General features: G+C 73.2%; 21 protein-coding genes and 1 pseudogene. 10 read left to right on the forward strand and 12 right to left on the reverse strand.

Translation table 11 applies throughout. The features are described 5' to 3' along the window. Positions 1-100 precede the first annotated feature (100 nt). Positions 101-958: pseudogene (locus tag EKH77_RS31715) on the forward strand (glycosyltransferase family 2 protein); the annotation flags it as partial. A gap of 227 nt (positions 959-1,185) precedes the next feature. Next, positions 1,186-1,353 carry a hypothetical protein gene (locus EKH77_RS33270; RefSeq protein WP_164737928.1) on the forward strand — a complete coding sequence of 56 codons (168 nt, stop codon included), beginning with the start codon at positions 1,186-1,188 and terminating at the stop codon, positions 1,351-1,353. Between the two features lie 9 nt (positions 1,354-1,362). Here the strand turns inward: EKH77_RS33270 and EKH77_RS31720 are convergent, their stop codons facing one another. From EKH77_RS31720 to ctaD, 4 genes are all read right to left on the reverse strand, one after another. Further along, positions 1,363-1,605: a Rho termination factor N-terminal domain-containing protein gene (locus tag EKH77_RS31720; protein WP_240667648.1), complete on the reverse strand. Its 243-nt coding sequence runs from the start codon at positions 1,603-1,605 to the stop codon at positions 1,363-1,365. A gap of 2 nt (positions 1,606-1,607) precedes the next feature. Further along, positions 1,608-2,579 (reverse strand): SDR family NAD(P)-dependent oxidoreductase, encoded by a 972-nt coding sequence (locus tag EKH77_RS31725; protein ID WP_126917618.1) that lies wholly within the window; start codon positions 2,577-2,579, stop codon positions 1,608-1,610. Positions 2,580-2,672: 93 nt separating this feature from the next. Beyond that, positions 2,673-2,933 carry a hypothetical protein gene (locus tag EKH77_RS31730; RefSeq protein ID WP_126917619.1) on the reverse strand — a complete coding sequence of 87 codons (261 nt, stop codon included), beginning with the start codon at positions 2,931-2,933 and terminating at the stop codon, positions 2,673-2,675. Positions 2,934-2,960: 27 nt separating this feature from the next. Further along, positions 2,961-4,646: an aa3-type cytochrome oxidase subunit I gene (ctaD, locus tag EKH77_RS31735; RefSeq protein ID WP_240667649.1), complete on the reverse strand. Its 1,686-nt coding sequence runs from the start codon at positions 4,644-4,646 to the stop codon at positions 2,961-2,963. Between the two features lie 179 nt (positions 4,647-4,825). Between ctaD and EKH77_RS31740 the strand changes: the two genes are divergently transcribed. Beyond that, a complete protein-coding gene (locus EKH77_RS31740) occupies positions 4,826-5,272 on the forward strand; it encodes a pyridoxamine 5'-phosphate oxidase family protein (RefSeq protein ID WP_240667650.1) in 447 nt (148 codons plus the stop codon). Between the two features lie 28 nt (positions 5,273-5,300). Here the strand turns inward: EKH77_RS31740 and EKH77_RS31745 are convergent, their stop codons facing one another. Genes EKH77_RS31745 through EKH77_RS31755 form a run of 3 tightly spaced genes read right to left on the reverse strand, consistent with a single transcriptional unit; the run spans position 5,301 to position 8,106 of the window. After that, the gene (locus tag EKH77_RS31745) at positions 5,301-6,518 is read right to left on the reverse strand and encodes a cytochrome P450 (RefSeq protein WP_126917620.1); all 1,218 of its coding nucleotides are present in this window, start codon (positions 6,516-6,518) and stop codon (positions 5,301-5,303) included. A 15-nt stretch (positions 6,519-6,533) separates the two neighbouring features. After that, entirely contained in the window at positions 6,534-7,901 is a 1,368-nt protein-coding gene (locus EKH77_RS31750) for an NAD(P)/FAD-dependent oxidoreductase (protein ID WP_126917621.1), read from the reverse strand. Continuing rightward, entirely contained in the window at positions 7,891-8,106 is a 216-nt protein-coding gene (locus EKH77_RS31755) for a ferredoxin (RefSeq protein ID WP_126917622.1), read from the reverse strand. Before EKH77_RS31755 ends, EKH77_RS31750 begins: the two co-directional genes overlap by 11 nt. Before the next feature lie 149 nt (positions 8,107-8,255). Here EKH77_RS31755 and EKH77_RS31760 point away from each other — a divergent pair, with 149 nt between their 5' ends. Continuing rightward, positions 8,256-9,584: a hypothetical protein gene (locus tag EKH77_RS31760; RefSeq protein ID WP_126917623.1), complete on the forward strand. Its 1,329-nt coding sequence runs from the start codon at positions 8,256-8,258 to the stop codon at positions 9,582-9,584. A 400-nt stretch (positions 9,585-9,984) separates the two neighbouring features. On the opposite strand, the gene EKH77_RS31765 is transcribed toward EKH77_RS31760, so the two are convergent. Beyond that, positions 9,985-10,527, reverse strand: a complete 543-nt coding sequence (locus EKH77_RS31765; RefSeq protein ID WP_126917624.1) for a KR domain-containing protein — start codon at positions 10,525-10,527, stop codon at positions 9,985-9,987. Positions 10,528-10,669: 142 nt separating this feature from the next. Here EKH77_RS31765 and EKH77_RS31770 point away from each other — a divergent pair, with 142 nt between their 5' ends. The 3 genes from EKH77_RS31770 to EKH77_RS31780 all read left to right on the forward strand — a co-directional run bounded on the left by EKH77_RS31770 (position 10,670) and on the right by EKH77_RS31780 (position 12,373). Beyond that, on the forward strand, positions 10,670-11,308 hold the full coding sequence (locus EKH77_RS31770; protein WP_126917625.1) for a DUF1707 SHOCT-like domain-containing protein: 639 nt from the start codon (positions 10,670-10,672) through the stop codon (positions 11,306-11,308). Between the two features lie 184 nt (positions 11,309-11,492). Further along, on the forward strand, positions 11,493-11,858 hold the full coding sequence (locus EKH77_RS31775; RefSeq protein ID WP_126917626.1) for a hypothetical protein: 366 nt from the start codon (positions 11,493-11,495) through the stop codon (positions 11,856-11,858). Positions 11,859-12,133: 275 nt separating this feature from the next. Next, the gene (locus tag EKH77_RS31780; RefSeq protein ID WP_126917627.1) at positions 12,134-12,373 is read left to right on the forward strand and encodes a hypothetical protein; all 240 of its coding nucleotides are present in this window, start codon (positions 12,134-12,136) and stop codon (positions 12,371-12,373) included. Here the strand turns inward: EKH77_RS31780 and EKH77_RS31785 are convergent. The 3 genes from EKH77_RS31785 to EKH77_RS33275 all read right to left on the reverse strand — a co-directional run bounded on the left by EKH77_RS31785 (position 12,349) and on the right by EKH77_RS33275 (position 14,483). Further along, positions 12,349-12,915: a TetR/AcrR family transcriptional regulator gene (locus tag EKH77_RS31785; protein WP_126917628.1), complete on the reverse strand. Its 567-nt coding sequence runs from the start codon at positions 12,913-12,915 to the stop codon at positions 12,349-12,351. The genes EKH77_RS31780 and EKH77_RS31785 overlap by 25 nt on opposite strands. 76 nt (positions 12,916-12,991) lie before the next feature. Further along, positions 12,992-14,344, reverse strand: a complete 1,353-nt coding sequence (locus tag EKH77_RS31790) for an amidase (protein WP_126917629.1) — start codon at positions 14,342-14,344, stop codon at positions 12,992-12,994. Further along, positions 14,331-14,483 carry a hypothetical protein gene (locus EKH77_RS33275; RefSeq protein ID WP_164737929.1) on the reverse strand — a complete coding sequence of 51 codons (153 nt, stop codon included), beginning with the start codon at positions 14,481-14,483 and terminating at the stop codon, positions 14,331-14,333. Before EKH77_RS33275 ends, EKH77_RS31790 begins: the two co-directional genes overlap by 14 nt. Before the next feature lie 110 nt (positions 14,484-14,593). Between EKH77_RS33275 and EKH77_RS31795 the strand changes: the two genes are divergently transcribed. The 3 genes from EKH77_RS31795 to EKH77_RS34200 all read left to right on the forward strand — a co-directional run bounded on the left by EKH77_RS31795 (position 14,594) and on the right by EKH77_RS34200 (position 18,398). Continuing rightward, on the forward strand, positions 14,594-15,502 hold the full coding sequence (locus tag EKH77_RS31795; RefSeq protein WP_126917630.1) for an MBL fold metallo-hydrolase: 909 nt from the start codon (positions 14,594-14,596) through the stop codon (positions 15,500-15,502). A gap of 135 nt (positions 15,503-15,637) precedes the next feature. Then, positions 15,638-17,344, forward strand: a complete 1,707-nt coding sequence (locus EKH77_RS31800) for an amidohydrolase (protein ID WP_126917631.1) — start codon at positions 15,638-15,640, stop codon at positions 17,342-17,344. A 55-nt stretch (positions 17,345-17,399) separates the two neighbouring features. Then, a complete protein-coding gene (locus EKH77_RS34200; protein WP_240667651.1) occupies positions 17,400-18,398 on the forward strand; it encodes a helix-turn-helix transcriptional regulator in 999 nt (332 codons plus the stop codon). An 80-nt stretch (positions 18,399-18,478) separates the two neighbouring features. Here the strand turns inward: EKH77_RS34200 and EKH77_RS31810 are convergent, their stop codons facing one another. Then, positions 18,479-19,924 carry a glyceraldehyde-3-phosphate dehydrogenase gene (locus EKH77_RS31810; protein ID WP_126917632.1) on the reverse strand — a complete coding sequence of 482 codons (1,446 nt, stop codon included), beginning with the start codon at positions 19,922-19,924 and terminating at the stop codon, positions 18,479-18,481. Between the last annotated feature and the right edge of the window lie 33 nt (positions 19,925-19,957).

Below are 19,957 nucleotides of genomic sequence, written 5' to 3' on the forward strand. Positions count from 1 at the left end.
ACACTGGCGGCGGGGCCGGCGGCGGGAAGGAGCAGCCCCTCATGCGGCGTCCGGAGCCGGAACGGCACGAGCGGGCGGGACCCCCGGCCGGAGGCGTTCCGTGACCGCCGGTCACCCCTCCGTCGGCGTCGTCGTCGCCACCCGCGACCGCGCCGACCGGCTCGCCACCACCCTCGGCCGGCTCACCGCCCTCCCCGAGAACCCGAGATCGTCGTGGTCGACAACGCCTCCACCGACGGCACCGCCGCCATGGTCCGCGCCCGCTTCCCCCACGTCCGCCTGCTGCGCCTGTCCCGCAACGAAGGCGCCCCGCCCGGACCCACGGCGTGCTGAGCCTGACCACGCCCCTCGTGGCCTTCAGCGACGACGACTCGTGGTGGGCACCCGGCGCCCTGGCCCGCGCGCCGCCCGCCTCATGCGCGACCACCCCCGCCTGGGCCTGCTCGCCGCCCGCACGCTCGTCGGCCCGGGCGAGGAGCCCGACCCCCTCAACGACGTGCTGGCCCGCTCCCCGCTCGGCCGCGACCCCGACCTGCCCGGACCCAGCGTCCTCGGCTTCCTCGCCTGCGCCGCCGTCGTCCGCCGCGAGGCCTACCTACGGGCGGGCGGCTTCCACCCCGTCCTGTTCTTCGGAGGCGAGGAGGGTATCCTCGCCTACGACCTGGCCGCCCACGGCTGGGGAGTGGCCCACTGCCCCGACGTCGTCGCCCACCACCACCCCGGCACCGGCCCGCCGAAGGCCGGCCGCCGCACCCGCCAGCTGCGCAACGAACTGCTCACCGCCTGGCTGCGCCGCCCCCTGCCCGTCGCCCTGCGCCTCACCCTCGCCGTCGCCGCGACGGCCCACCGGGACCCCGAGACCCGCGCGGCCCTGACCGAGACCCTGGCCCGTCTCCCGGCCGCCCTCGCGCGCCGCCGCCCGCTGCCACCCGGCCTCGAGGCCGACATCCGGATGCTGACGGCCCGCCCGCCCGAGTGCCGGAGACCGCCATGGCCGATGACCGGACGACCGTCGTCGTCATCACCCACAACCGCCGCGATGAACCTGCTGCGCACCCTCGACCTGCCGGCCGCCGGCCCGTTTCGCCGCCGCGCCGCCCGGGCAGGCGCCGCCTAGGCTGGGGAAGAGGGAAGCCCCCGGCACCCCTGGACAAGGAACGGTCCTGGACAAGGAACGGTGTGGTCATGGAGCGCAGCAGCAAGCACGGCCCCAAGAAGGACGACGAGCTGAAGAAGGCGATGGAGCACCAGGCCCGCACGGGCCGCATGACGCGATCGGAGGAATGGCGGGACCCCGAGGCGCTGGAACACGACGAGGACTCCCCGCGCAAGCAGCACCCCCGCAAGACGTGAGTCGAGGCCTCAGCGACGGGCCTCGGCGGTCGCCCGCGCGTTGGCCTTGCGGATCGCGTCGACGAGCTCACCCTTGTCCATGTGCGAGCGGCCCTCGACGTGCAACTCCTTGGCCACCTCCCGCAGATGACGCTTCGTGGCCTGCGTGTCCACGCCCTCGGCCGACTTGTCGCTGACGCCGCGCGGGAGCCGCGCCCGCTCGTCCGACAGACCCTTGCGCCCGTGCTCCTTGGGCTGCCAGTGGTCGCCCACCTTCAGGCGGCGTGCTGGTTGTAACGGTCGGCGGCGCGGTCGTTGAGGACCGTCAGCCGTCCCAGCGCCGCCGAGCCCGTCTCACGGGCGGCCTCGTGCCCGGGCACGAGGTGCCGCGGGTCCGGCCCGGGGCCGGGCAGCAGCCGTGCGGCCAGCGACAGCGCGCGGGTCGTCGTAGCCGGCGCCACGCCGTGCAGTCGCACGCCCACCTTGGCCAGGGCAGTCAGCACCAGCTCCGGCCGGCCGCGCTCGGCGGCGCGGACGATCGCCCGCGCGGCCCGCTCGGCGTCCATCGACAGCAGAGGCAGTGCCGCCGCGGCCGCGAACCACGCGTACTCGCGCCCCGCCTGACCGCTGAAGCGCGCGCCCCGGTGCGAGCCGGTGCGCATCAGCCCCGGCAGCACGGTCGTCACGCTGATGCCCTCCTGCGCCAGTTCCGCCCGCAACCCCTGGGACAACCCGGCGGCGGCGAACTTCGCGGCGTCGTAGGGCAGCAGGTGGGGCGCGGGGATGCGGCCGCCGACCGAGGAGATGTTCACGATCCGGCCGTGGCCGCGCTCGCGCATGCCCTCCAGCGCGGCGAGGGTCAGCCGCAGCGGGGCGAAGTACATGGTCTCCATGGCGGAGCGGAAGTCGTCCTCGGTCATGGCGCCAAGCGGCCCCACCTGGATCACGCCGGCGTTGTTGACCAGCACGTCAAGGCCGCCGAACGCCTCCGTGGTGGCGTCCACCAGTTCCAGGGCGACACCGGGCCCGGTCACGTCCGCCGTGACCGAACGCACCCGCGTGCCGTTCCCGCAGCTCTCGCGGACGAACGCCTCGGCCCGCTTCAGTTCCGCCGCGTCACGGGCGCACAGCATCACGGAACAGCCCCGGCGGGCCAGTTCCCGCGCGATGAGCAGGCCCAGGCCGCGCGAGGATCCGGTGACCAGTGCCGCCTGCCCGTCCAGCCGTCCTTCGCGGTGCACAGCCATCGCGTCCTCTCCGCTGGGGATTCACCTCCTGCGCGCCCCTTTTCCAGTCTCCTCCGGGTGGGCCGGTCGTGCTTCCCGGCGGTCGTGCACCGATCACGCGGTGGCGGGCCGGGAGTCCGTGTCGGTGGCGGCCCGCGACAGCAGGCGCTCCAGGTGGGGGAGCCACGGCGGTGCCAGGAGCAGCGGGACGGCGCCCGCGCAGGCGCCCCATCCGGTGAGGCACCCGGCCGCCGAGACCCGCCGGGACAACGGCCGGTCGGCACCGGCCCGCAGCTCCGCCACGGCCGGCAGGTACCAGACGGTTCCGGCGACGGTGAGGGCCGCCGCGGCCAGGGCCAGGACCAGGTTCGACATCTCTCTCCCCTCGGGGCGCGACGGCGGTCAGACGTGCGAGGCGATGCCCGAGGCGACGTCCGGGGTGGCGTCCGGGTGGTGGAGGTCGAACGCCGGGGACTCGGAGCGGACGCGCGGCAGCGAGGTGAAGTTGTGCCGCGGCGGCGGACAGGAGGTGGCCCACTCCAGCGAGCGGCCGTAGCCCCACGGGTCGTCGACCTCGACCTTCTTCCCGTACTTGGCGGTCTTCCAGATGTTGTAGAAGAACGGCAGGATCGACAGGCCCAGCAGGAACGAGCCGATGGACGAGACGGTGTTCAGCGTCGTGAAACCGTCGGAGGCGAGGTAGTCCGCGTAGCGGCGCGGCATGCCCTCGGCGCCCAGCCAGTGCTGCACCAGGAACGTGGTGTGGAAGCCCACGGTGAGCGTCCAGAAAGTGATCTTGCCGAGCCGCTCGTCGAGCATCTTGCCGGTGAATTTGGGCCACCAGAAATGGAACCCAGCGAACATGGCGTACACGACGGTGCCGAAGAGCGTGTAGTGGAAGTGGGCCACGACGAAATACGTATCCGAGACGTGGAAGTCGAGCGGCGGCGCCGCGAGGATCACGCCCGTCAGCCCGCCGAAGACGAAGGTGAGCAGGAATCCGGTGACCCACAGCATCGGGGTCTCGAAGGACAGCGACCCCTTCCACATCGTGCCGATCCAGTTGAAGAACTTCACCCCGGTCGGGACCGCGATCAGGAAGGTCATGAACGAGAAGAACGGCAGGAGCACTCCGCCGGTGACATACATGTGGTGTGCCCACACGGTCACGGAAAGACCGGCGATGGAAATCGTCGCCGCGATCAGGCCCCAGTAACCGAACATCGGCTTCCGGGAGAACACCGGCACGACCTCGGAGACGATGCCGAAGAACGGCAGGGCCAGTACGTACACCTCCGGGTGGCCGAAGAACCAGAACAGGTGCTGCCAGAGCAGCGCCCCGCCGTTGGCGGAGTCGAAGACGTGCGAGCCGAACTTCCGGTCCATCTCCAGGGCGAGCAGCGCCGCCGCCAGCACGGGGAACACGAGCAGGATGAGCACGGCGGTCAGCAGCACGTTCCACGTGAAGATCGGCATGCGGAACATCGTCATACCCGGCGCGCGCATTCCGATGATGGTGGTGATGAAATTGACCGCGCCCAGAATGCTGCCGAATCCCGACAGGGCCACCCCCATGATCCACATATCGGCGCCGACACCGGGGGAGTGGTTCGCGTCCGACAGCGGCGCGTAAGCGAACCAGCCGAAGTCCGCCGCCCCCTGCGGCGTGAGGAACCCGGCCGCCGCGATCAGCGAGCCGAAGAGGAAGAGCCAGAAAGCGAGCATGTTCAGCCGCGGGAACGCCACGTCCGGCGCGCCGATCTGCAGCGGCATCAGCCAGTTGGCGAAACCCGTGAACAGCGGCATGGCGAACAGCAGCAGCATGACCGACCCGTGCATCGTGAAGGCCTGGTTGAACTGCTCGTTCGACATGATCTGCGTGCCCGGACGGGCCAGCTCGGCGCGCATCAGCAGCGCCATCAGGCCGCCGATGACGAAGAAGGCGAACGCCGACACCAGATAGAGCGTCCCGATCCTCTTGTGGTCCGTGGTGGTGAGCCAGTCCACCACCGAACCCAGGGGACTCCGGGCGGGATCCGCGCCGGCCACCGGCGCGCGCCGCTCCCCGGTCCTCTCGTCCGCTCCCATGCCGATACCGTCCACGGACCACCAACTCCACACGATTTCCGGTCAATGACGGGATCATGATCGGCCGCCCCGGCGGGCGGCCGACAGGGCCGTGGGCCCCGACGTGGGCGGCCGAGGGGCCCTGGTCCGGGACCGTTCAGCCCTAGGAGCCCGACCGGCGATTGGGTCTACTTGAGGACATGGCCCGTATCACAGACATGGCCCGTATCACCGAATCGCTCTCCCGGTACGAGGCGCTCGGACTGCTGAAGGGCGCGAAGATCGGCCGACTGGTCTTCAGCCATCAGGCACTGCCCGCCGTCCGTCCCGTCAACCACGTCCTCCTCGACGACCGCGTCATCATCCGAGCCCACACCGGCGCCGCCCTGCTCGGTCCGGCACGCGACGGGGCGGTGGTGGCGTACGAAGCCGACGAGTTCGACACCGAGCGGCGCACCGGGTGGAGCGTGGTGGTGACGGGCGAGGCCCGCCTCGTCCGGGATCCGGACCTCCAGCAGCGCTACCACGAGGCCCTCGAACCCTGGATCGGCGGCGACATGACCCATACGGTCAGCATCAGCCTCGATCTGGTCACGGGCTGTCGCATCACCTCACGGACGACGACAGATGGGCGGCCAGAGCGCTGATCGTGGGTGGTCGAGGACGTGGGGAGGGTCAGCGCGGCTCCTGCGCGAGCGGCAGGTGGCGCGGGCCGCGCAGGACGGGGCTGCTGCGGTACTCCGGCGGATCCTCCAGCAGCCGGGGGTTCCCGAGGCGGTCGATCAGTGTGGTGAGGGCGATCTGCGTCTCCAGCCGGGCCAGGGGCGCGCCGAAACAGTTGTGGACGCCGCTGCCGAAGCCGAAGTGGACGTTGTCCTCGCGGTCGGGGACGAAACGGTCGGCGTCGCGGAAGCGCAGCGGGTCACGGTTGCCGGAGGCGAGGACGAGGACCAGCGGGACGCCCTTGGGGATGGTGACCCCCGCGACCTCGATGTCCGCCAGCGGGGTGCGCTGGGGCAGGAACTGCACGGGAGGTTCGAAGCGCAGCAGCTCCTCCACGGCGACCGGCATCAGCTCGGGCTCGGCACGCAGCCGTTCGAGGGCCTCGGGGTTGCGGAGGAGGGTGAGCATGCCGTTGGTGATGAGGTTGACGGTGGTCTCGTGCCCGGCGATCAGGAGCAGGACGGTGGTGACCATCAGCTCCTCCTGGGTGAGCAGCCCGTCGGGGCCGCTCTCGTTGGCCAGGGCGGAGAGCATGTCGTCGGTGGGGCGACGACGCCGCTGCTCGGCGAGCCCGCCGAGGTACAGGCCCATCGCCGTCCGCGCCTCGTGCGCGGCGCGCCGGCGGGGCCCCGGGTCCTCGCCGGGGGTGAAGTCGAGCCCCGAGACGACCGTGTCGGCCCAGGTGTGGACCTGGGCGATGTCCTCGGACGGTACGCCGAGCAGGTCGCAGATGACGGTGACCGGGAGCGGGAAGGCGAAGTCCTCGACGAGGTCGAAGCGCTCCTTGTCCCGCAGCCCGTCCGCCAGCTCCCCGGCGACGCGGGCGATGTCGCCGCGCAGCGCGTCGACCCGGCCGGGGGAGTGGGGCGGGCCGAAGGGTCGCATGGCCAGGCGGCGCAGGCGGTCGTGCTCGGGGTCGTCGCGCCCGATGAAGGCGGGCGGCAGTCCCTCCTGCGGCAGGAGGTCCGGGTCGGGCTCGGTGCGGTTGCGCACGTCGGAGCTGACCCTCGGGTCGTGGAGCAGCGCGGCGATCTCGTGGTACGTGCCCACCAGGTACTTGCCGTCCTCCTGCCGTGCCACGCCGTGCTCGCGGAGCTCGGCGTAGCGGGGGTAGGGGTCGGGGCGGTGGGCGTAGTCGGTGATCCGGCGGAAGAGGGTCTCGGAGGACATGGACGGGCTCCTGTGTCAGCCGGCGGGCCGGATCAGGGTCAGGCGGCGGTCGGGCAGGTGCCCGGTGAGGGCGACGGTCGGGCCGTGGGTGAGCATCCGGGGATCGGGCACGTCGGAGGGGACGGGTTCGCGGTCCGCGAGGTGGTCGGCGGCGCCGGGGCCGGGCGGGAACGGGGCGGCGGTCTCGATCAGACGCTGGTAGTGCTCCAGCCACTTGGCCCGGTTGACGGTCACGGCGGCCGTGACGCGCCCGCGATAGCCGTACACCGCCACCAGCCGGCGTTCGTCCGTCGAGCCCTGGGCGATGACGACCTGGTCGGAGAAGGTCGGCACGCCCACCGACTTGATGTTGAGGCCGAACTGGCTGGACCAGAACGTCGGTACGGCCAGGTGGGGCCGGCGCAGCGGACCGGGGCTGATCATGTTGTGGGCGGCCACCTCGGCCTGGGCCACCGCGTTGCCCCAGTGCTCGAGGGCGACCATCTGGTACTCGAACAGCGGGTGGGGGAAGCGGGCCACGTCACCGGCGACGAAGACGTCGTCCGTGACGATGCCGTACATGGTGAAGACGCGGCAGCCCGCGTCGCAGGCCACGCCGCGGGGGCCGGCCGCGAGGCCGGTGTCGGCCAGCCACTCGGTGTTGCGGACCGCGCCCAGGCAGACCACGGCGACGTCGGCCTCGATCCGGCCGCCGTCGGAGAACTCGGCGCCGGTGAGCCGCCCATTGGCGCTGGTGAGGGTGGTGACCGTGACGCCGCAGCGCAGGTCGACGCCGTGGGCGCGCTGGAGCTTCGTGGCCCAGTCGCCGACCGTGCCGCCCAGCGCGCCGATCAGGGGTGCCCGGCCGCGCTCGGCGACGGTCACCTCCAGGCCGCGCTCCCGGCAGGCCGAGGCCACTTCGGAGCCGGTGAACCCGGCGCCGATGACCAGGACCCGCCGGGGCCCGGCGTCCAGGGCCGCGGCGAGGCGGCCCGCGTCGTCGCTGGTACGGACCGTGAAGACGCCCTCCAGCGCGGCCTCGTCGGGGTTCGGCCAGGGCCGGGCGCGGGTGCCGGTGGCGATCAGCAGCCGGTCGTAGGGCAGCCGCTCCCCGTCGGCGAGCAGCACGTTCTTGCTCGTCGGGTCGAGCCCGGCGGCGGCCACGCCGAGCTTCCACCGCGCGTCCAGCTCACGGCGGCCCGGCAGCCCGCAATCCTGGGCGCCCGCCTTGCCGAGCAGCACCTGTTTGGACAGCGGCGGCCGGTCGTAGGGCCGCCGCGGCTCGTCCCCGACCAGGGTCAGCTCGCCCTCGAACCCCCCGTCGCGGAGCGCCTCGGCCGCGCGCAGCCCGGCCAGCGAAGCCCCGACGATGACGATCCGCCCGTCCCGCCTCTCACCCGACACCGGCGTCGCCCCCCGCCTGCTCGCCGACCGTGATGGCCTGCACCGGGCAGGCCGCGGCGGCCCGCCGCACATGCCCGTCCTGGCCCTCCGGCACCGTGGGCACGTACAGCAGGGCCTCCTCACCGTGCAGTTCGAACACCTGCGGGGCGAGGAACACGCATTGGGCGTACCCCTGGCACCGATTGAGATCGACCACGATCTGCATCCGGTCAGCTCCTCCTGGCACGCCGTCGACCGCCCACCCCTTCCTATGCCCGCCCGGGGCCCGGCGCCAGAGGACGCTGCTCCGTCCGGGGTACGACGGGGGAACGACGCGGGTACGACGGGGCCGAACCCCCCGGCTAGCGTGGGCACATGCCTGCCACCGCCCGGATTCCGTCACTGCTCTACTACGCGGGCTCGTACGAGCTCCTGAAGGAGGTCGCCGCACGGCTGCGACTGCTCACCACGCCCAATGGCCGGCTGCCCGGCGACCGGCTGCCCGAGGGCCTGTGGGCGAAGAGCCGCGCCATACGCCGCGACGCGCGGACGGCGGCCGAGGACAGCGAGCGGGCGGAACGGGGACGGGACTCGTTCGAGGGCCTGCTGTGGGACCCCCGGCAGGCGTGGGCCCGCCCGACCACGCTCGTCAGCCCCGGCTCGTCCGCGCTCTTCGCCCGCCCCGACCTGCCCCCGTTCCTGACGGCCTGGCGGGACGGCGAAGCCGCCTGGCCCTTCGCCGACGCCCCCTTCCCCCGCGATTTCCTGCTGGCCGGACATCCACTGCTGCGCCTGCGCGCCCTGCTGCCCGACGGGCCCGCCCCCGGCTACGAGCGCGACCGCATCCATCTGGACGCCGGCGAACAACTGGCCGCCGGCCTGCTGCTGGCGCGCGCCGGCCGCTACGACCTGCTCGCCCACGTGGTGGCGGCAGGCGACCGGGCACTCCTGGACGAGGTCCGCCCCGCCTTCGGTACCGCCACGCGCGAAGACACCGCGCGGGCCCTGCGCGACGCCCTCGCGGACGACCGGCGCCGCCGCGACCACCTCTTCGGCCAGTACGCCGTGGAGCCCGACCCCGAGCCCGACGAGCGGTGGATCGACCTCGACTGGGACGCCGTCCGGCGGTCGCTGGACGCCGACAGCCCGGACCTGCGCCGACAGGCGGCCGAGCTCGTGACCCACCCCCGGTGCCCGGCGGAGCTGCGCGCCCTGGTCGCCGGCCGGTGGACCGACTCGTTCGTCTGGTCCCGGCTCCTCTCCGACCGGCCCACCGGACTGCACCTGCTGCGCGCCCTGCCGATGCGGCCGGACCGCTCCCTCGCGGCAGCCTTCTCGTACACGGCCTGGGACGGCGTCGGCGTCGACGACATCCTCGATCTGGCCCACCCCGCGGACCTCGTACTGCGCGACGCCGCCGGGCTGCCCGGTATCGCGCGATGGCACCCGCGGCAGTGCGTGATCACCGCTCAGGACCAGCAGGGCGCGATGCGGCTGGCCCGGGCCGTCACGGAGGCGGCCGATCACCACTTGGGGGACGACCCCGGCGCCTGGACCATCGGCTGCCGCCTCGTCGAGGGCCCCCGCTTCACCGGATCGGTGAACGAGCTGCTCAAGAGAGCGGCGGCGGGAAGGCCCCGTCCCGGCGCAGCTCCTCGTGCGGATGACCCGCCGGCTCCCGCGCGCTCGGACGATCGAAGATGACGGTCACGGACAGGGCCAGCCCCGTGCACGCGCTCAGCCGGTTGCGCAGCAGCACCCCTGTGAGGGAGCCGGAACCCCGCTCCAGGGAAGAGCCGGTCGGGTGCCACGGCCGACCCGTCGGGGTGGGCGAGCACCTCGGCGATCTCCGCACGGACCAGTTCCAGCAGCGCCGACTTCCGCCCGGCGTCGTCCGGCAACGCGCGGAGCCGATGCCGCCATGCCATGGCAGGGGTCGCGTCGGAGCCGTGGTCGTCTCCGTGTCCGTGTCCGTAGCCGTAGCCGTAGCCGTGGCCGTGGCTGCCGTCGGCTGGGAAGTGCGCGGTCGGGCGGGCCGGGCGCCGCGGCTCCCGCAGGAGCGGCGGGACCCGGCCGGGGGCCTCGCCGATGCGCGGTGGGGCGATCAGGAGCGGCGCGAGCACAGGGCCGTCCGTGGCCAGGGCGGTGTCGAACAGGTCCAACGCCCGGGCGGGAGGCATCGGCCGCAGCACCCCGCCCGCCCTGTCTGCCCTGTTCGCTCTCTCCAGCGCCGCCCTGCCGACGCGGCCGGCTCGCGTGGCCGCCATTCCGTCGTCCCCGCCCCACGGGCCCCAGGCGAGGGACAGCGCCGGTAGGCCGAGGGCGGCGCGGTGGTGGGCGAGGGCGTCGAGCAGGCCGCGTCCGCCTTCGGCCGGAGCACGACCTCCAGCCGTTCGGGCGTGAGGGCTTCCAGGATGCCGTCGTCCAGCACACCGGCCGCGTGGACGACGGTCGTGAGCGCGGCGGCGTACTGGGCGACGACGTCCGTCAGCCGGGCACGGTCGGTGACGTCGCACGCGAGGACGTCCACGCACGCCCCGCTCCGCTCCAGCGCGTCCTCGTAGGCGGTGTTCCCGCCACGGCGCGCGGCGTGCTGCTTCAGCGCGACGGGCAGCGCGCGCAGCAACTCGCTGTGGCTCCTTGCCATGGCTTCCCCCTTGGACCGCGGCCCGGCACCCTCACTCTACGGCGGACACGACGGTGGACGGGTCCCGTAGGGGTCGGGATCAGGGTCGCCCCAGGGGCTTCCCGGGGTCGGCCGGGCAGGCGCCGTCCCTAGGCTCGTAGCCATGACGACAGGGTTCCCGGAAGCCGCCCCCTGGGGCGAACAGCGCGCGTCCCACGCCGACCGCGAGACGGTCGTGCGGCGCCTTCAACAGGCCGCGGTCGAGGGCCGCATCGACTTCCACGAGCTGGACGAGCGACTCGAGCGGGCGCTCGACGCGAAGACGCACGGCGAGCTGGCCGTACTGACGGCCGATCTCCAGGGCGCGGGCCGTGGAGGTGCGGCTGGCTCGGTGCGGGAGCTGGTGGAGGACCGCCCGCTGGTCCTCAAGGGCGGTCTGCACGGTGTCGTCCGCAAGGGCCCGTGGACGGTCCCGTCTCGGGTGACCGCCCACGGTGGCCTGGGCGGAGTCGTCCTCGACCTCACCCGGGCCGAGTGCCCGTCGCGTGCCGTCGACCTGGAGATCCATGGCCAGATGGCGGGCGTCACGGTCGTCATACCCGACGACTGGGCCGCCGAGACCAGCGGCATTGAGCCCGGCCTCGGCGGAGTCACGGACAGGACCACCCCCGACCACGCCCCGGACGCCCCGCTCCTCCGCGTCACCGGCACCGGCGGCATGGCCGGCGTCGTCGTCCGCCACCCGAAGGGGAGGGAGCGGCGCCGGCTGGAGCGCGAGTCGAAGGCACTCACCTCTCGGTAGTCGCGCTTCCCGGTGGTCGCGGCGGCGGTGCGTCCGCGACGACTCCGCTTACGGGGGCATGGACTCAGGGCAAACAGGACGTGTACGGAGCGGCCGGGCAGGGGACGATGGCTCCGGGGCCGGGGCCGGGTCCGCCGCCGCCGCCCGGCGGACGGACGGCGGCGTCCTTAGGAGGTCCTGAAGGATGGACGAGAAGCCGCTCGCGCCGCCCGAGGTGAACGGCGCGAGGAACGGCGCGATCACGGCACTCGACGGCGCGGCGCCGCTCGTCGTACGCGTCGGCCCGTATGCGGGCATGTCGGCCGGGGACGAGGTGTGCCTGCGCTGGGACACTGGGGTCCTGCGCACTTCACTGGTCGACACCCGGCTCGTCGCCGCCTCAGCGGTGGGGGCGAGCACCCTCTTCCACCTCCCGTGGCCCGCGCCGGGCACGGTTCGGGTCAGCTATGTCGTCGGCCGCGCCGATGGCCGGTGGAGCGTCTCCGAGCGGATGACCGTCACGGTCACGGAGGGGGCCGCGCACGGGACGCCGGGTTCCGGTGGGCCCTGACCGCCCTGACCGCCCTGCCCTCAGGTCAGGTCCCCGGCGCCGCCGCTGCGCGTCCCGTCCGGTCGCCCGATCGCGGGATCTCAGCCAGCAGCCGGGCGCGCTCCGGGCCTCCGGTCATCCCACCGCTGCCGGTTCCGCCGCCGCTCCCGCCGCTCCCGCCGCTCCCGCGGCTTCCCTCGCTCCCGGGTCCCTCGGCTCCGTCGGGTTCCGACCACCACGACAGCGGGCCGGGCGCGGACCACGGGTCGGACAGCGACTCCGACACCGGCTCGGACATGAATGACGCCCACTCGGACACCGACACCCACACCCACATGGACTGCGGCTCGGACGACGAGGCCGACCACCAGCCGGGCCCGGGCAAGGACGGCCAGGGCCGAGGCGGCGGCAAGACCCAGCCGGGTGGCGGTGGTTCCGACCCGGTGGCCGAGACGCACAACCCCGCCGACGGGCCCGGTGTCCGCCCCAACAGGCACCGGGGCCGCATCCGTTACGGCAACGGCATGAGCCGGTAGAAGACGGTGGCGACCAGCTCCCGGGCGTAGGCCGCGTCGAGCGGACCTGGGCGGAAGAGGACGCGGTACATCATCGGGGCGACGACGTGGTCCATCACCGTCTCGGCCTCCGGCACGTGCTCGCCGCGCCGCGCGGCGCGGGACAGGACCGCCTCGACCTGTTCGCGCGCGTACGCGGAGCACCGCCCGGCGTTGGGCCCCTCCGGGTCGCCCGCGAGGGCGTCCCGGATGTAGGACCGGCCGGCCGGGGACGACATCTCCTCCAGGAACGCCGAGGCCCAGTGCTCCAGATCCGCGCGCAGGTTCCCGTGGTCCGCCGGGGGCGCGTCGGGGCGCAGCCGCTCGACCGCCACGTCCGAGAGCAGCTCCTGAAGATCGCCCCAGCGGCGGTAGACGGTCGACGGGGTCACTCCCGCCCGTGCCGCGACGAGCGGCACGGTGAGAGCGGCCCCTTCCGCCTGGAGCTCGCGTACGGCCCGGTGCACCGACTCCTGGACGCGGGCGCTGCGTCCGCCGGGGCGGACGGCTGGTCTGGCGCTCATACCACCCACCTTAACGCACAATCATTGCGTGAAGGTGGGCGGGGTATCGGGCCGGGTCATCGGGCCGGGCGGTGGGTCAGGCCGCGAGCGGAGCGGGCCGCGCGAGACTCGCGTAGGCCTCCTCGACGGCCCGGCCGACATCCAGGACCGTCGCCTCGCCGAACGGCCGCCCGATGAGCTGCATCCCGATGGGCAGCCCGGCGCCGTCGACGCCGACCGGCAGGGACAGCGCGGGCGCGCCGGTGATGTTCGCCGGGGCGGACAGCCGCACGTAGGCGTCGGACACGGTCTCGATGGTGCCGTCCGGCCATGCCACGGCCGGCTGGTCGGCACGGGCCGCGACCATGGGCACGGTCGGCGCCGCGACCACGTCCACCTCGGCGAAGAGCCGCGCCCACTCCTGTCGCATGAGGGCGCGGGCGCGCTGGGCCCGCAGGTAGTCGCCGGCCAGGACGTGTTCGCCGGCCTCCAGCAGCAGGCGGACGTCCGGCGTGTACAGCTCCAGGGATGTACGCAGGGTCTCCTCGTGCACGGAGGACGCCTCCGGCACCATCAGCCCCCACTGCGTGCCCTGGATGTGGTCGGCCATGGGGATCTCCACGTCCACGAGCCGCGCCCCGAGATCCGCCAGGCGCGCCGTCGCCGCCCGTACCGCCTTCGCCGCCTCGGGCGTGACCCGCTCGAAGTAGTGGTTGCGCGGGACGCCCACCCGTACCCCCGCCACACCGCCCGGCGCGGGCGCCTCGCGCCCGGTCAGCGCGGCGAGCACGAGCCCGGCGTCGCCCACGGTGCGGGTGAGGGGGCCGACGTGGTCCAGGGACCAGGAGAGCGGGACCACCCCGTCGACGGGGACGAGCCCGTACGTCGGCTTCAGCCCCACCACTCCGTTCAGCGCCGCCGGGACCCGGATGGAGCCGCCGGTGTCCGTGCCCAGGGCGAACGTGGCCGTCCCGGCGGCGACCGCCACCGCCGAGCCCCCGCTGGAACCGCCCGCCACCCGGTCGGCGGCCCGGGCGTTCCGCGTCTGAGGGGTCGTGAGCCCATAGGCGAACTCGTGGGTGTGGGTCTTGCCCAGCAGGACGGCGCCGGCCTCCGCGAGACGGGCGGCGACGGTACTGTCCCGCTCCGCCACATGGTGCTCCCGCACCCGGGAACTGGCCGTGGTCGGCAGCCCCGCCACGTCGATCAGGTCCTTGAGGGCCATGGGGACGCCGTGCAACGGGCCCCGTCGCCGCCCCGCAGCGATCTCCCGCTCGGCGGCCGCCGCGTCGCGCCGCGCGGCGTCCGCGAGGACCTCGACGTAGGCGTTCAGGCGCGGCTCCACCGCGTCGATCCGGGCGAGGACGGAGCCGGTCAGCTCGGTCGGCGAGAGCCCGCCGGCCGCGATCGCCCCGGCCGCCTCGGCGAGGCTCAGCTCATACGGTTCCATCGGTCCGCTCCTCTCCCGGGTGGTACGCCGCGGCGGGCGCGGTCGTGCCCAGGTCCAGTTCCCGCAGGGTGCCGATCACGTTCCGGATGTGCCGGGCCGTGGCGGCCACGGCGGCTTCGTGTTCCTCTGAGGTGATCATGGGGCGTTCGGCCTCTCGCTCAAAAGCTCATTCTTTGCGTTAGCGGAGCATACGGGCTACGATCAGCAAACGCAAAGAATGAGCTTTTGGGTCGATGGAGGGGCTTTCCGATGGACCGGACCGAGCAGACAGAGCAGACCGAGCAGACCTGGACGGTGGGCGACATCGTCGTGCACCGCGTCGACGAGATCGCCCTCCCGCCGGAGACCGGCGCCTGGCTGCTGCCCGCCGCCACCCCCGGGGTCGTGACCGGACAGCCCTGGCTCCGGCCCGGCTTCGCCACCCCCGAGGGCACCCTCCGCCTCGCCAGCCACAGCTTCGCCTTCGAGACGGGCGGCCTGAAGGTCGTCGTCGACACCGGCATCGGCAACGGCAAGACCCGCGCCAACCCCGCCTGGGACCGGCTGGACACCGGCTACCTCCAGCGGCTCACCGCCGCCGGCTTCGCGCCCGAGACCGTCGACCTCGTCGTCCTCACCCACCTCCACACCGACCACGTCGGCTGGAACACCCGGGCCGCCGCCGACGGAACGTGGATCCCCACGTTCCCCAACGCCCGCTACGTCACCTCCCGCACCGAATGGGACCATTGGGCGGGCCAGGCCGACACCATGGACGAGAACCGCCGCCAGATGTTCCGCGACTCCGTCGACCCCATCCGCGACGCCGGGCTCGTCGACCTCGCCGACGTCCAGGGCGGCCCCACCGAGATCGCCCCCGGCCTCCGGCTGCTCCCCACCCCCGGGCACACCCCCGGTCAGGTCGCCGTGGAAGTCCACAGCGCCGGACGGACGGCGGTGATCACCGGTGACTGCGTCCACCACCCCGTGCAGCTGGCCCACCCCGCGATCACCAGCTGCGTCGACAACGACCCCGAACAGGCCGTCCGCACGCGCCGCGACCTCCTCGCCGCGCTCGCCGGCACGGACACCCTCCTGCTGGGCACCCACTTCCCGCCCCCGACCGCCGGACACGTCACCGCCGACGGCGACGGCTACCGGCTCGTCCCCGCGTCCTGACCTCCTGATGTCCTGACGGCCGGGCATCGGTTGGATGACCGATGTGCGCGTACCCGGACCGGACGCACAGTGCTGACAGCTCCCGCCCGATCGAGCGGGAGCCCCGTCAGCGATCCCGTCAGATAGGACATCACTGTGCCCGCCGCCCCGGCAGATCTCGTCTTCGTCAACGGCTCGGTCCTCACCGTCGACTCCCGCTTCACCGTCGCCTCCGCCCTGGCCGTCACCGGCGGCCACATCAGCGCCGTCGGCGACCGGGACGAGGTCATGGCGCACGCCGGCCCCGCCACCCGGATCATCGACCTCGGCGGCGGGACGCTCCTGCCCGGCATCAACGACTCGCACCTCCACGGCTGCGCCCTCGGGCTGACCATGCCCCCGCTGTCCGTCGACGTCTCCCACCCCGCCGTGCGGTCGCTCACCGATGCGGCCGAGGCCGTGCGGAAGGCCGCCGAGACGACCCCCGCCGGAGAGTGGATCACCGGGCACGGATGGGACGCGGGCTACCTCGCCGAGTGCGTCGCCGACCCCTCCCGGCTGCCCACGCGGCACGACCTGGACGCCGTCAGCCCCCACCACCCCGTCCTGCTGTACTCCGCCACCGGGCACGCCACCTGGGTCAACTCCGCGGCCCTCGCCCGCGCCGGGGTCGACCGCGACACCCCCGTCCCGCCCGGCGGGGTCGTCGTCACCGACGCGGCGGGCGAGCCCACCGGCCTCCTCCAGGAGGGCGCCCAGGATCTCGTCCACGGGGCGCTGCCCATCCTCTCCGCGGAAGTGCGCGCCGACGCCATCCGGGCCACCTTGCGCACCCTGGCCCGGCTCGGCATCACCAGCTACACCGAGCCCGGCCTCGGCCCGGGCGGCGACGCCCTGATGCGCGGCGCCCTCGCCCACAGCACCCTCGACGTCTACCGGCGCCTGCTCGCCGACGGCGAACTGACCGCCCGCGTCGGCGTCCTGCTCCTGCCCACCGGGATGACCAGCACGGCCGAGGACTTCATCCGGAACCTGTCCGCCATGGACGAACTGCCCTCGACCGACCCCCGCCGCCTCGCCGTCCTCGGCGTCAAACTGTTCGCCGACGGCATCCCGGTCAACAAGACGGCCTGGATGCACGATCCGTACATCGGCGGCGGCTGCGGCTCGCTGTGCGTCGGCGGGGACACCGACGACGAACGCGTCGCGCAGATCACGGAGATGATCCGGTACACCCACGCCGCCGGGTACCAGGCCGGTGTCCACGTCACCGGCGACCGGGCCATCGACACCGTCGTCGACGCCTTCGCCGCGGCCGCCGCCGAGCGGCCCCGCCCCGACGCCCGCCACTACGTCATCCACGGCGACTTCCTCACCGCCCGCAGCATGCGGACGCTGGCGCGGCACGGCTTCGGCGTCAACATGAACCCCACCATCAAATGGACCGTCGCGGACCTGGAGGAGGAGTTCGTCGGCGCGCAGCGGGCGGGCTACGAGTGGCCCTACCGGGACGCGATCGACGCCGGCGTGACCGTCACCAGCGGCTCCGACGCGCCCGTCACCCTCCCCGACTGGCGGCAGGGCGTCTCCACGATGATGCTCCGCGAGTCCCGGGCCAGCGGCCGCGTCAGCGGACCCGACCAGCGCATCCGGCTCGCCGAGGCCCTGCGCACCTACACCTCCGACGCGGCCTGGCAGGACTTCGCCGAGGACTGGAAGGGCACCCTGGAGGTGGGCAAGGTCGCCGACCTGTGCGTGCTCTCGGACGATCTCCTGACCGCCGACCCGCACGACATCCCCGCCATACCCGTGGTGTTCACCGCCGTCGGCGGCGAGATCGTCCACGACCAGCTCACCGTCTGACGCCCGGAACGACGCCCGGATTGACGTGCGGACACCCGTTGATCATTCTGACCGGATGACAGCACAGCCGAGCACGACGGACCTCCTCGGAGCCGCCCTGGGCGTACGCGAGGCCGCGCGCCACGCCGTGCGGGGGAAGGGCGACGCCGACGCCGTCCTGACGGCGCTGTCCGCGCTGATCGACCACGACCACGCGGCGCTCTCCCGGTGGGACCCGCTGCTCCGCCGCCATGTGACGCTGGCCGGCAGCTACCCGGCGGGCACCACCCGCTACATCGAGACCCGGCTGCACGACGATCCGGCCTTCGCGCTCATCCGGCACACGCCGGGCACGACGAGCTGGTGGCACGACGTGCCCGCGCCGGTACGCGGGGCCTCCACCGGGATCCAGGAGGTCCTCGAACCCCTGGGCGTCCAGGACGGCGTGGCCCAGTGTCTGTTCTCCACCGACGGCCGGTACGTGGGCATCCTCAACCTCAGCACCACCCGCGCCCGGTGCGACCAGCCGGCCGTCCGGGCCGTGCTGACCCTGCTGGGGGAGTGCCTCGCGGCGGTCGCCGACCCGCTCGCCGGGCACCGCTCCCAGGGGCCCGGCGGCTCCGGCCACACCTGCGCCGTGCTCCTGCCGGACGCCGACGGCGCGGGGGAAGCGGCTCCGGTGCCGTTGAGCGGGGAGCCGCTGCCCGGCCTCACCGAGGCCGGCTCCCCGCTCGTGGCCCTGCTGCGACGGACGGCCGCGCGGCGCACCCTGCCGGCCACGGTGCTGGTGCCGTACCGGCAGCGGATGCTCGAGCTGCACCTGACCCGTCAGGGAGACCGCACGGTCGTCGTGTGCCGCACGGTCGCCCGCCCGGCGGCGCTCTCCCCGCGCGAGCTGGAAGTACTGGCCGAACTCACCCAGGGGCGCACCAACCGCGAGATCGCCGACCGCCTGTACGTCAGCCCGCGCACCGTCGCCACCCACATCGAGCACATCCTCGCCAAGCTCGACGTGCCCAACCGCGTGGCGGCCGCGGGCCGGGCCGTGGCCTGGGGCCTCGAACCGGCCCCCTGACCGGAATGGCAAAGGCTGTGGCCTCCGTTTCCCTGTGCACACAGGGGAACGGAGGCCGCGGTCACGGGGATTGCCCCGGATCAGGCCAGCGGGGCCGGGTAGGTGGGGTACTCCACCCCGGAGACGTGCTGGACGACGCGGATGACCTGGCAGGAGTAGCCGAACTCGTTGTCGTACCAGAGGTAGAGGATCGCGTTGTCGCCGTCGACCTTCGTGGCGCCGGCGTCGACGATCGACGCGTGGCGCGAGCCGATGAAGTCGCTGGAGACCGCGTCCGGAGCCGTGGTGAAGTCGATCTGACGCTTGAGCGGCGAGGTCAGCGAGACGTTGCGGAGGTAGTCGAGGACCTCCTCGCGAGTGGTCTCACGGCCGAGGCGCAGGCTGAGGATCGCTATCGAGACGTCCGGGACCGGGACGCGGATCGAGCTGCCGGTGATCGGCGCCTTGAGGTCCGGCAGGGCCTTGGCGACGGCGGAGGCGGCACCGGTCTCCGTGATGACCATGTTGAGCGGCGCCGAGCGGCCCCGGCGGTCGGCCTTGTGGTAGTTGTCCAGCAGGTTCTGGTCGTTGGTGAACGAGTGGACGGTCTCCACGTGGCCGCGCAGCACACCGTACTCGTCGTCCATCGCCTTCAGCGGCGGGACGATCGCGTTGGTGGTGCAGGAGGCGCAGGACAGGATCTGCTCGTCGGGCTTGATCGTGTCGTGGTTGACGCCGTGGACGATGTTGGGGACGTCGCCCTTGCCCGGCGCGGTCAGGACGACCTTGTCGATGCCGGGGCGCAGGTGCTTCGACAGGCCCTCGCGGTCGCGCCACTTGCCGGTGTTGTCGATGAGGATGGCGTCCTTGATGCCGTACGCCGTGTAGTCGACCTCGGACGGGTCGCTGGCGTAGATCACCTTGATCGCGTTGCCGTTGGCGACGATCGTGCTGTTCGCCTCGTCGACGGTGATCGTGCCCTGGAACTGGCCGTGGATGGAGTCGCGCCGCAGCAGCGAGGCGCGCTTCACGATGTCCTGCTCGCCGCCCTGACGGACGACGATGGCGCGCAGCCGCAGGCCGTTGCCCGAGCCGGCCTTCTCGATCAGCAGGCGGGCGACGAGGCGGCCGATGCGGCCGAAGCCGTAGAGGACGACGTCGCGTCCCTCGCGGCACTCGATCTTGTTGGCGCCCGTGGCCCCGGCGACGGCCTCGGCGGTGAACGCCTCCACCGACAGGCCGCGGTCGTCGGTCCGGTACGTCGCGGCCAGCATGCCGATGTCGATCTGGGAGGGACCGAGATCGAGCGTGGTGAGAGCCTGCAGGAAGGGCAGCGTCTCGGTGACCGAGAGCTCCTCCCCGGCGATCTGCCGGGCGAATCGGTGGGTCTTGAGGATGCTGACCACCGACTTGTTCACCAGGGAGCGGCTGTGCACCAGAACGGTGACGTCCCGCTCGCGGTGCAGCTTCCCGATGATGGGGATCATCGACTCCGCGATCTCCTCGCGGTTCTTCCAGTTTGTGAACGAGTCGTCGTTGACAGTCACAGGCTTCTCTTTCGAGCTAGGAGGCGCTCACAT

This window comes from Streptomyces luteoverticillatus, from assembly GCF_003970715.1.
GTDB classification, from domain to species: Bacteria; Actinomycetota; Actinomycetes; order Streptomycetales; family Streptomycetaceae; genus Streptomyces; species Streptomyces abikoensis.

Excerpts from the sequence above, each read along its gene's own strand:
- EKH77_RS33270 (WP_164737928.1), top strand. The coding sequence starts at position 1,186 with ATGGAGCGCAGCAGCAAGCACGGCCCCAAGAAGGACGACGAGCTGAAG.
- EKH77_RS31725 (WP_126917618.1), bottom strand. The coding sequence starts at position 2,579 with ATGGCTGTGCACCGCGAAGGACGGCTGGACGGGCAGGCGGCACTGGTC.
- EKH77_RS31730 (WP_126917619.1), bottom strand. The coding sequence starts at position 2,933 with ATGTCGAACCTGGTCCTGGCCCTGGCCGCGGCGGCCCTCACCGTCGCC.
- ctaD (WP_240667649.1), bottom strand. The coding sequence starts at position 4,646 with ATGGGAGCGGACGAGAGGACCGGGGAGCGGCGCGCGCCGGTGGCCGGC.
- EKH77_RS31740 (WP_240667650.1), top strand. The coding sequence starts at position 4,826 with ATGGCCCGTATCACAGACATGGCCCGTATCACCGAATCGCTCTCCCGG.
- EKH77_RS31745 (WP_126917620.1), bottom strand. The coding sequence starts at position 6,518 with ATGTCCTCCGAGACCCTCTTCCGCCGGATCACCGACTACGCCCACCGC.
- EKH77_RS31755 (WP_126917622.1), bottom strand. The coding sequence starts at position 8,106 with ATGCAGATCGTGGTCGATCTCAATCGGTGCCAGGGGTACGCCCAATGC.
- EKH77_RS31760 (WP_126917623.1), top strand. The coding sequence starts at position 8,256 with ATGCCTGCCACCGCCCGGATTCCGTCACTGCTCTACTACGCGGGCTCG.
- EKH77_RS31765 (WP_126917624.1), bottom strand. The coding sequence starts at position 10,527 with ATGGCAAGGAGCCACAGCGAGTTGCTGCGCGCGCTGCCCGTCGCGCTG.
- EKH77_RS31770 (WP_126917625.1), top strand. The coding sequence starts at position 10,670 with ATGACGACAGGGTTCCCGGAAGCCGCCCCCTGGGGCGAACAGCGCGCG.
- EKH77_RS31775 (WP_126917626.1), top strand. The coding sequence starts at position 11,493 with ATGGACGAGAAGCCGCTCGCGCCGCCCGAGGTGAACGGCGCGAGGAAC.
- EKH77_RS31780 (WP_126917627.1), top strand. The coding sequence starts at position 12,134 with ATGAATGACGCCCACTCGGACACCGACACCCACACCCACATGGACTGC.
- EKH77_RS31785 (WP_126917628.1), bottom strand. The coding sequence starts at position 12,915 with ATGAGCGCCAGACCAGCCGTCCGCCCCGGCGGACGCAGCGCCCGCGTC.
- EKH77_RS31790 (WP_126917629.1), bottom strand. The coding sequence starts at position 14,344 with ATGGAACCGTATGAGCTGAGCCTCGCCGAGGCGGCCGGGGCGATCGCG.
- EKH77_RS33275 (WP_164737929.1), bottom strand. The coding sequence starts at position 14,483 with ATGATCACCTCAGAGGAACACGAAGCCGCCGTGGCCGCCACGGCCCGG.
- EKH77_RS31795 (WP_126917630.1), top strand. The coding sequence starts at position 14,594 with ATGGACCGGACCGAGCAGACAGAGCAGACCGAGCAGACCTGGACGGTG.
- EKH77_RS34200 (WP_240667651.1), top strand. The coding sequence starts at position 17,400 with ATGACAGCACAGCCGAGCACGACGGACCTCCTCGGAGCCGCCCTGGGC.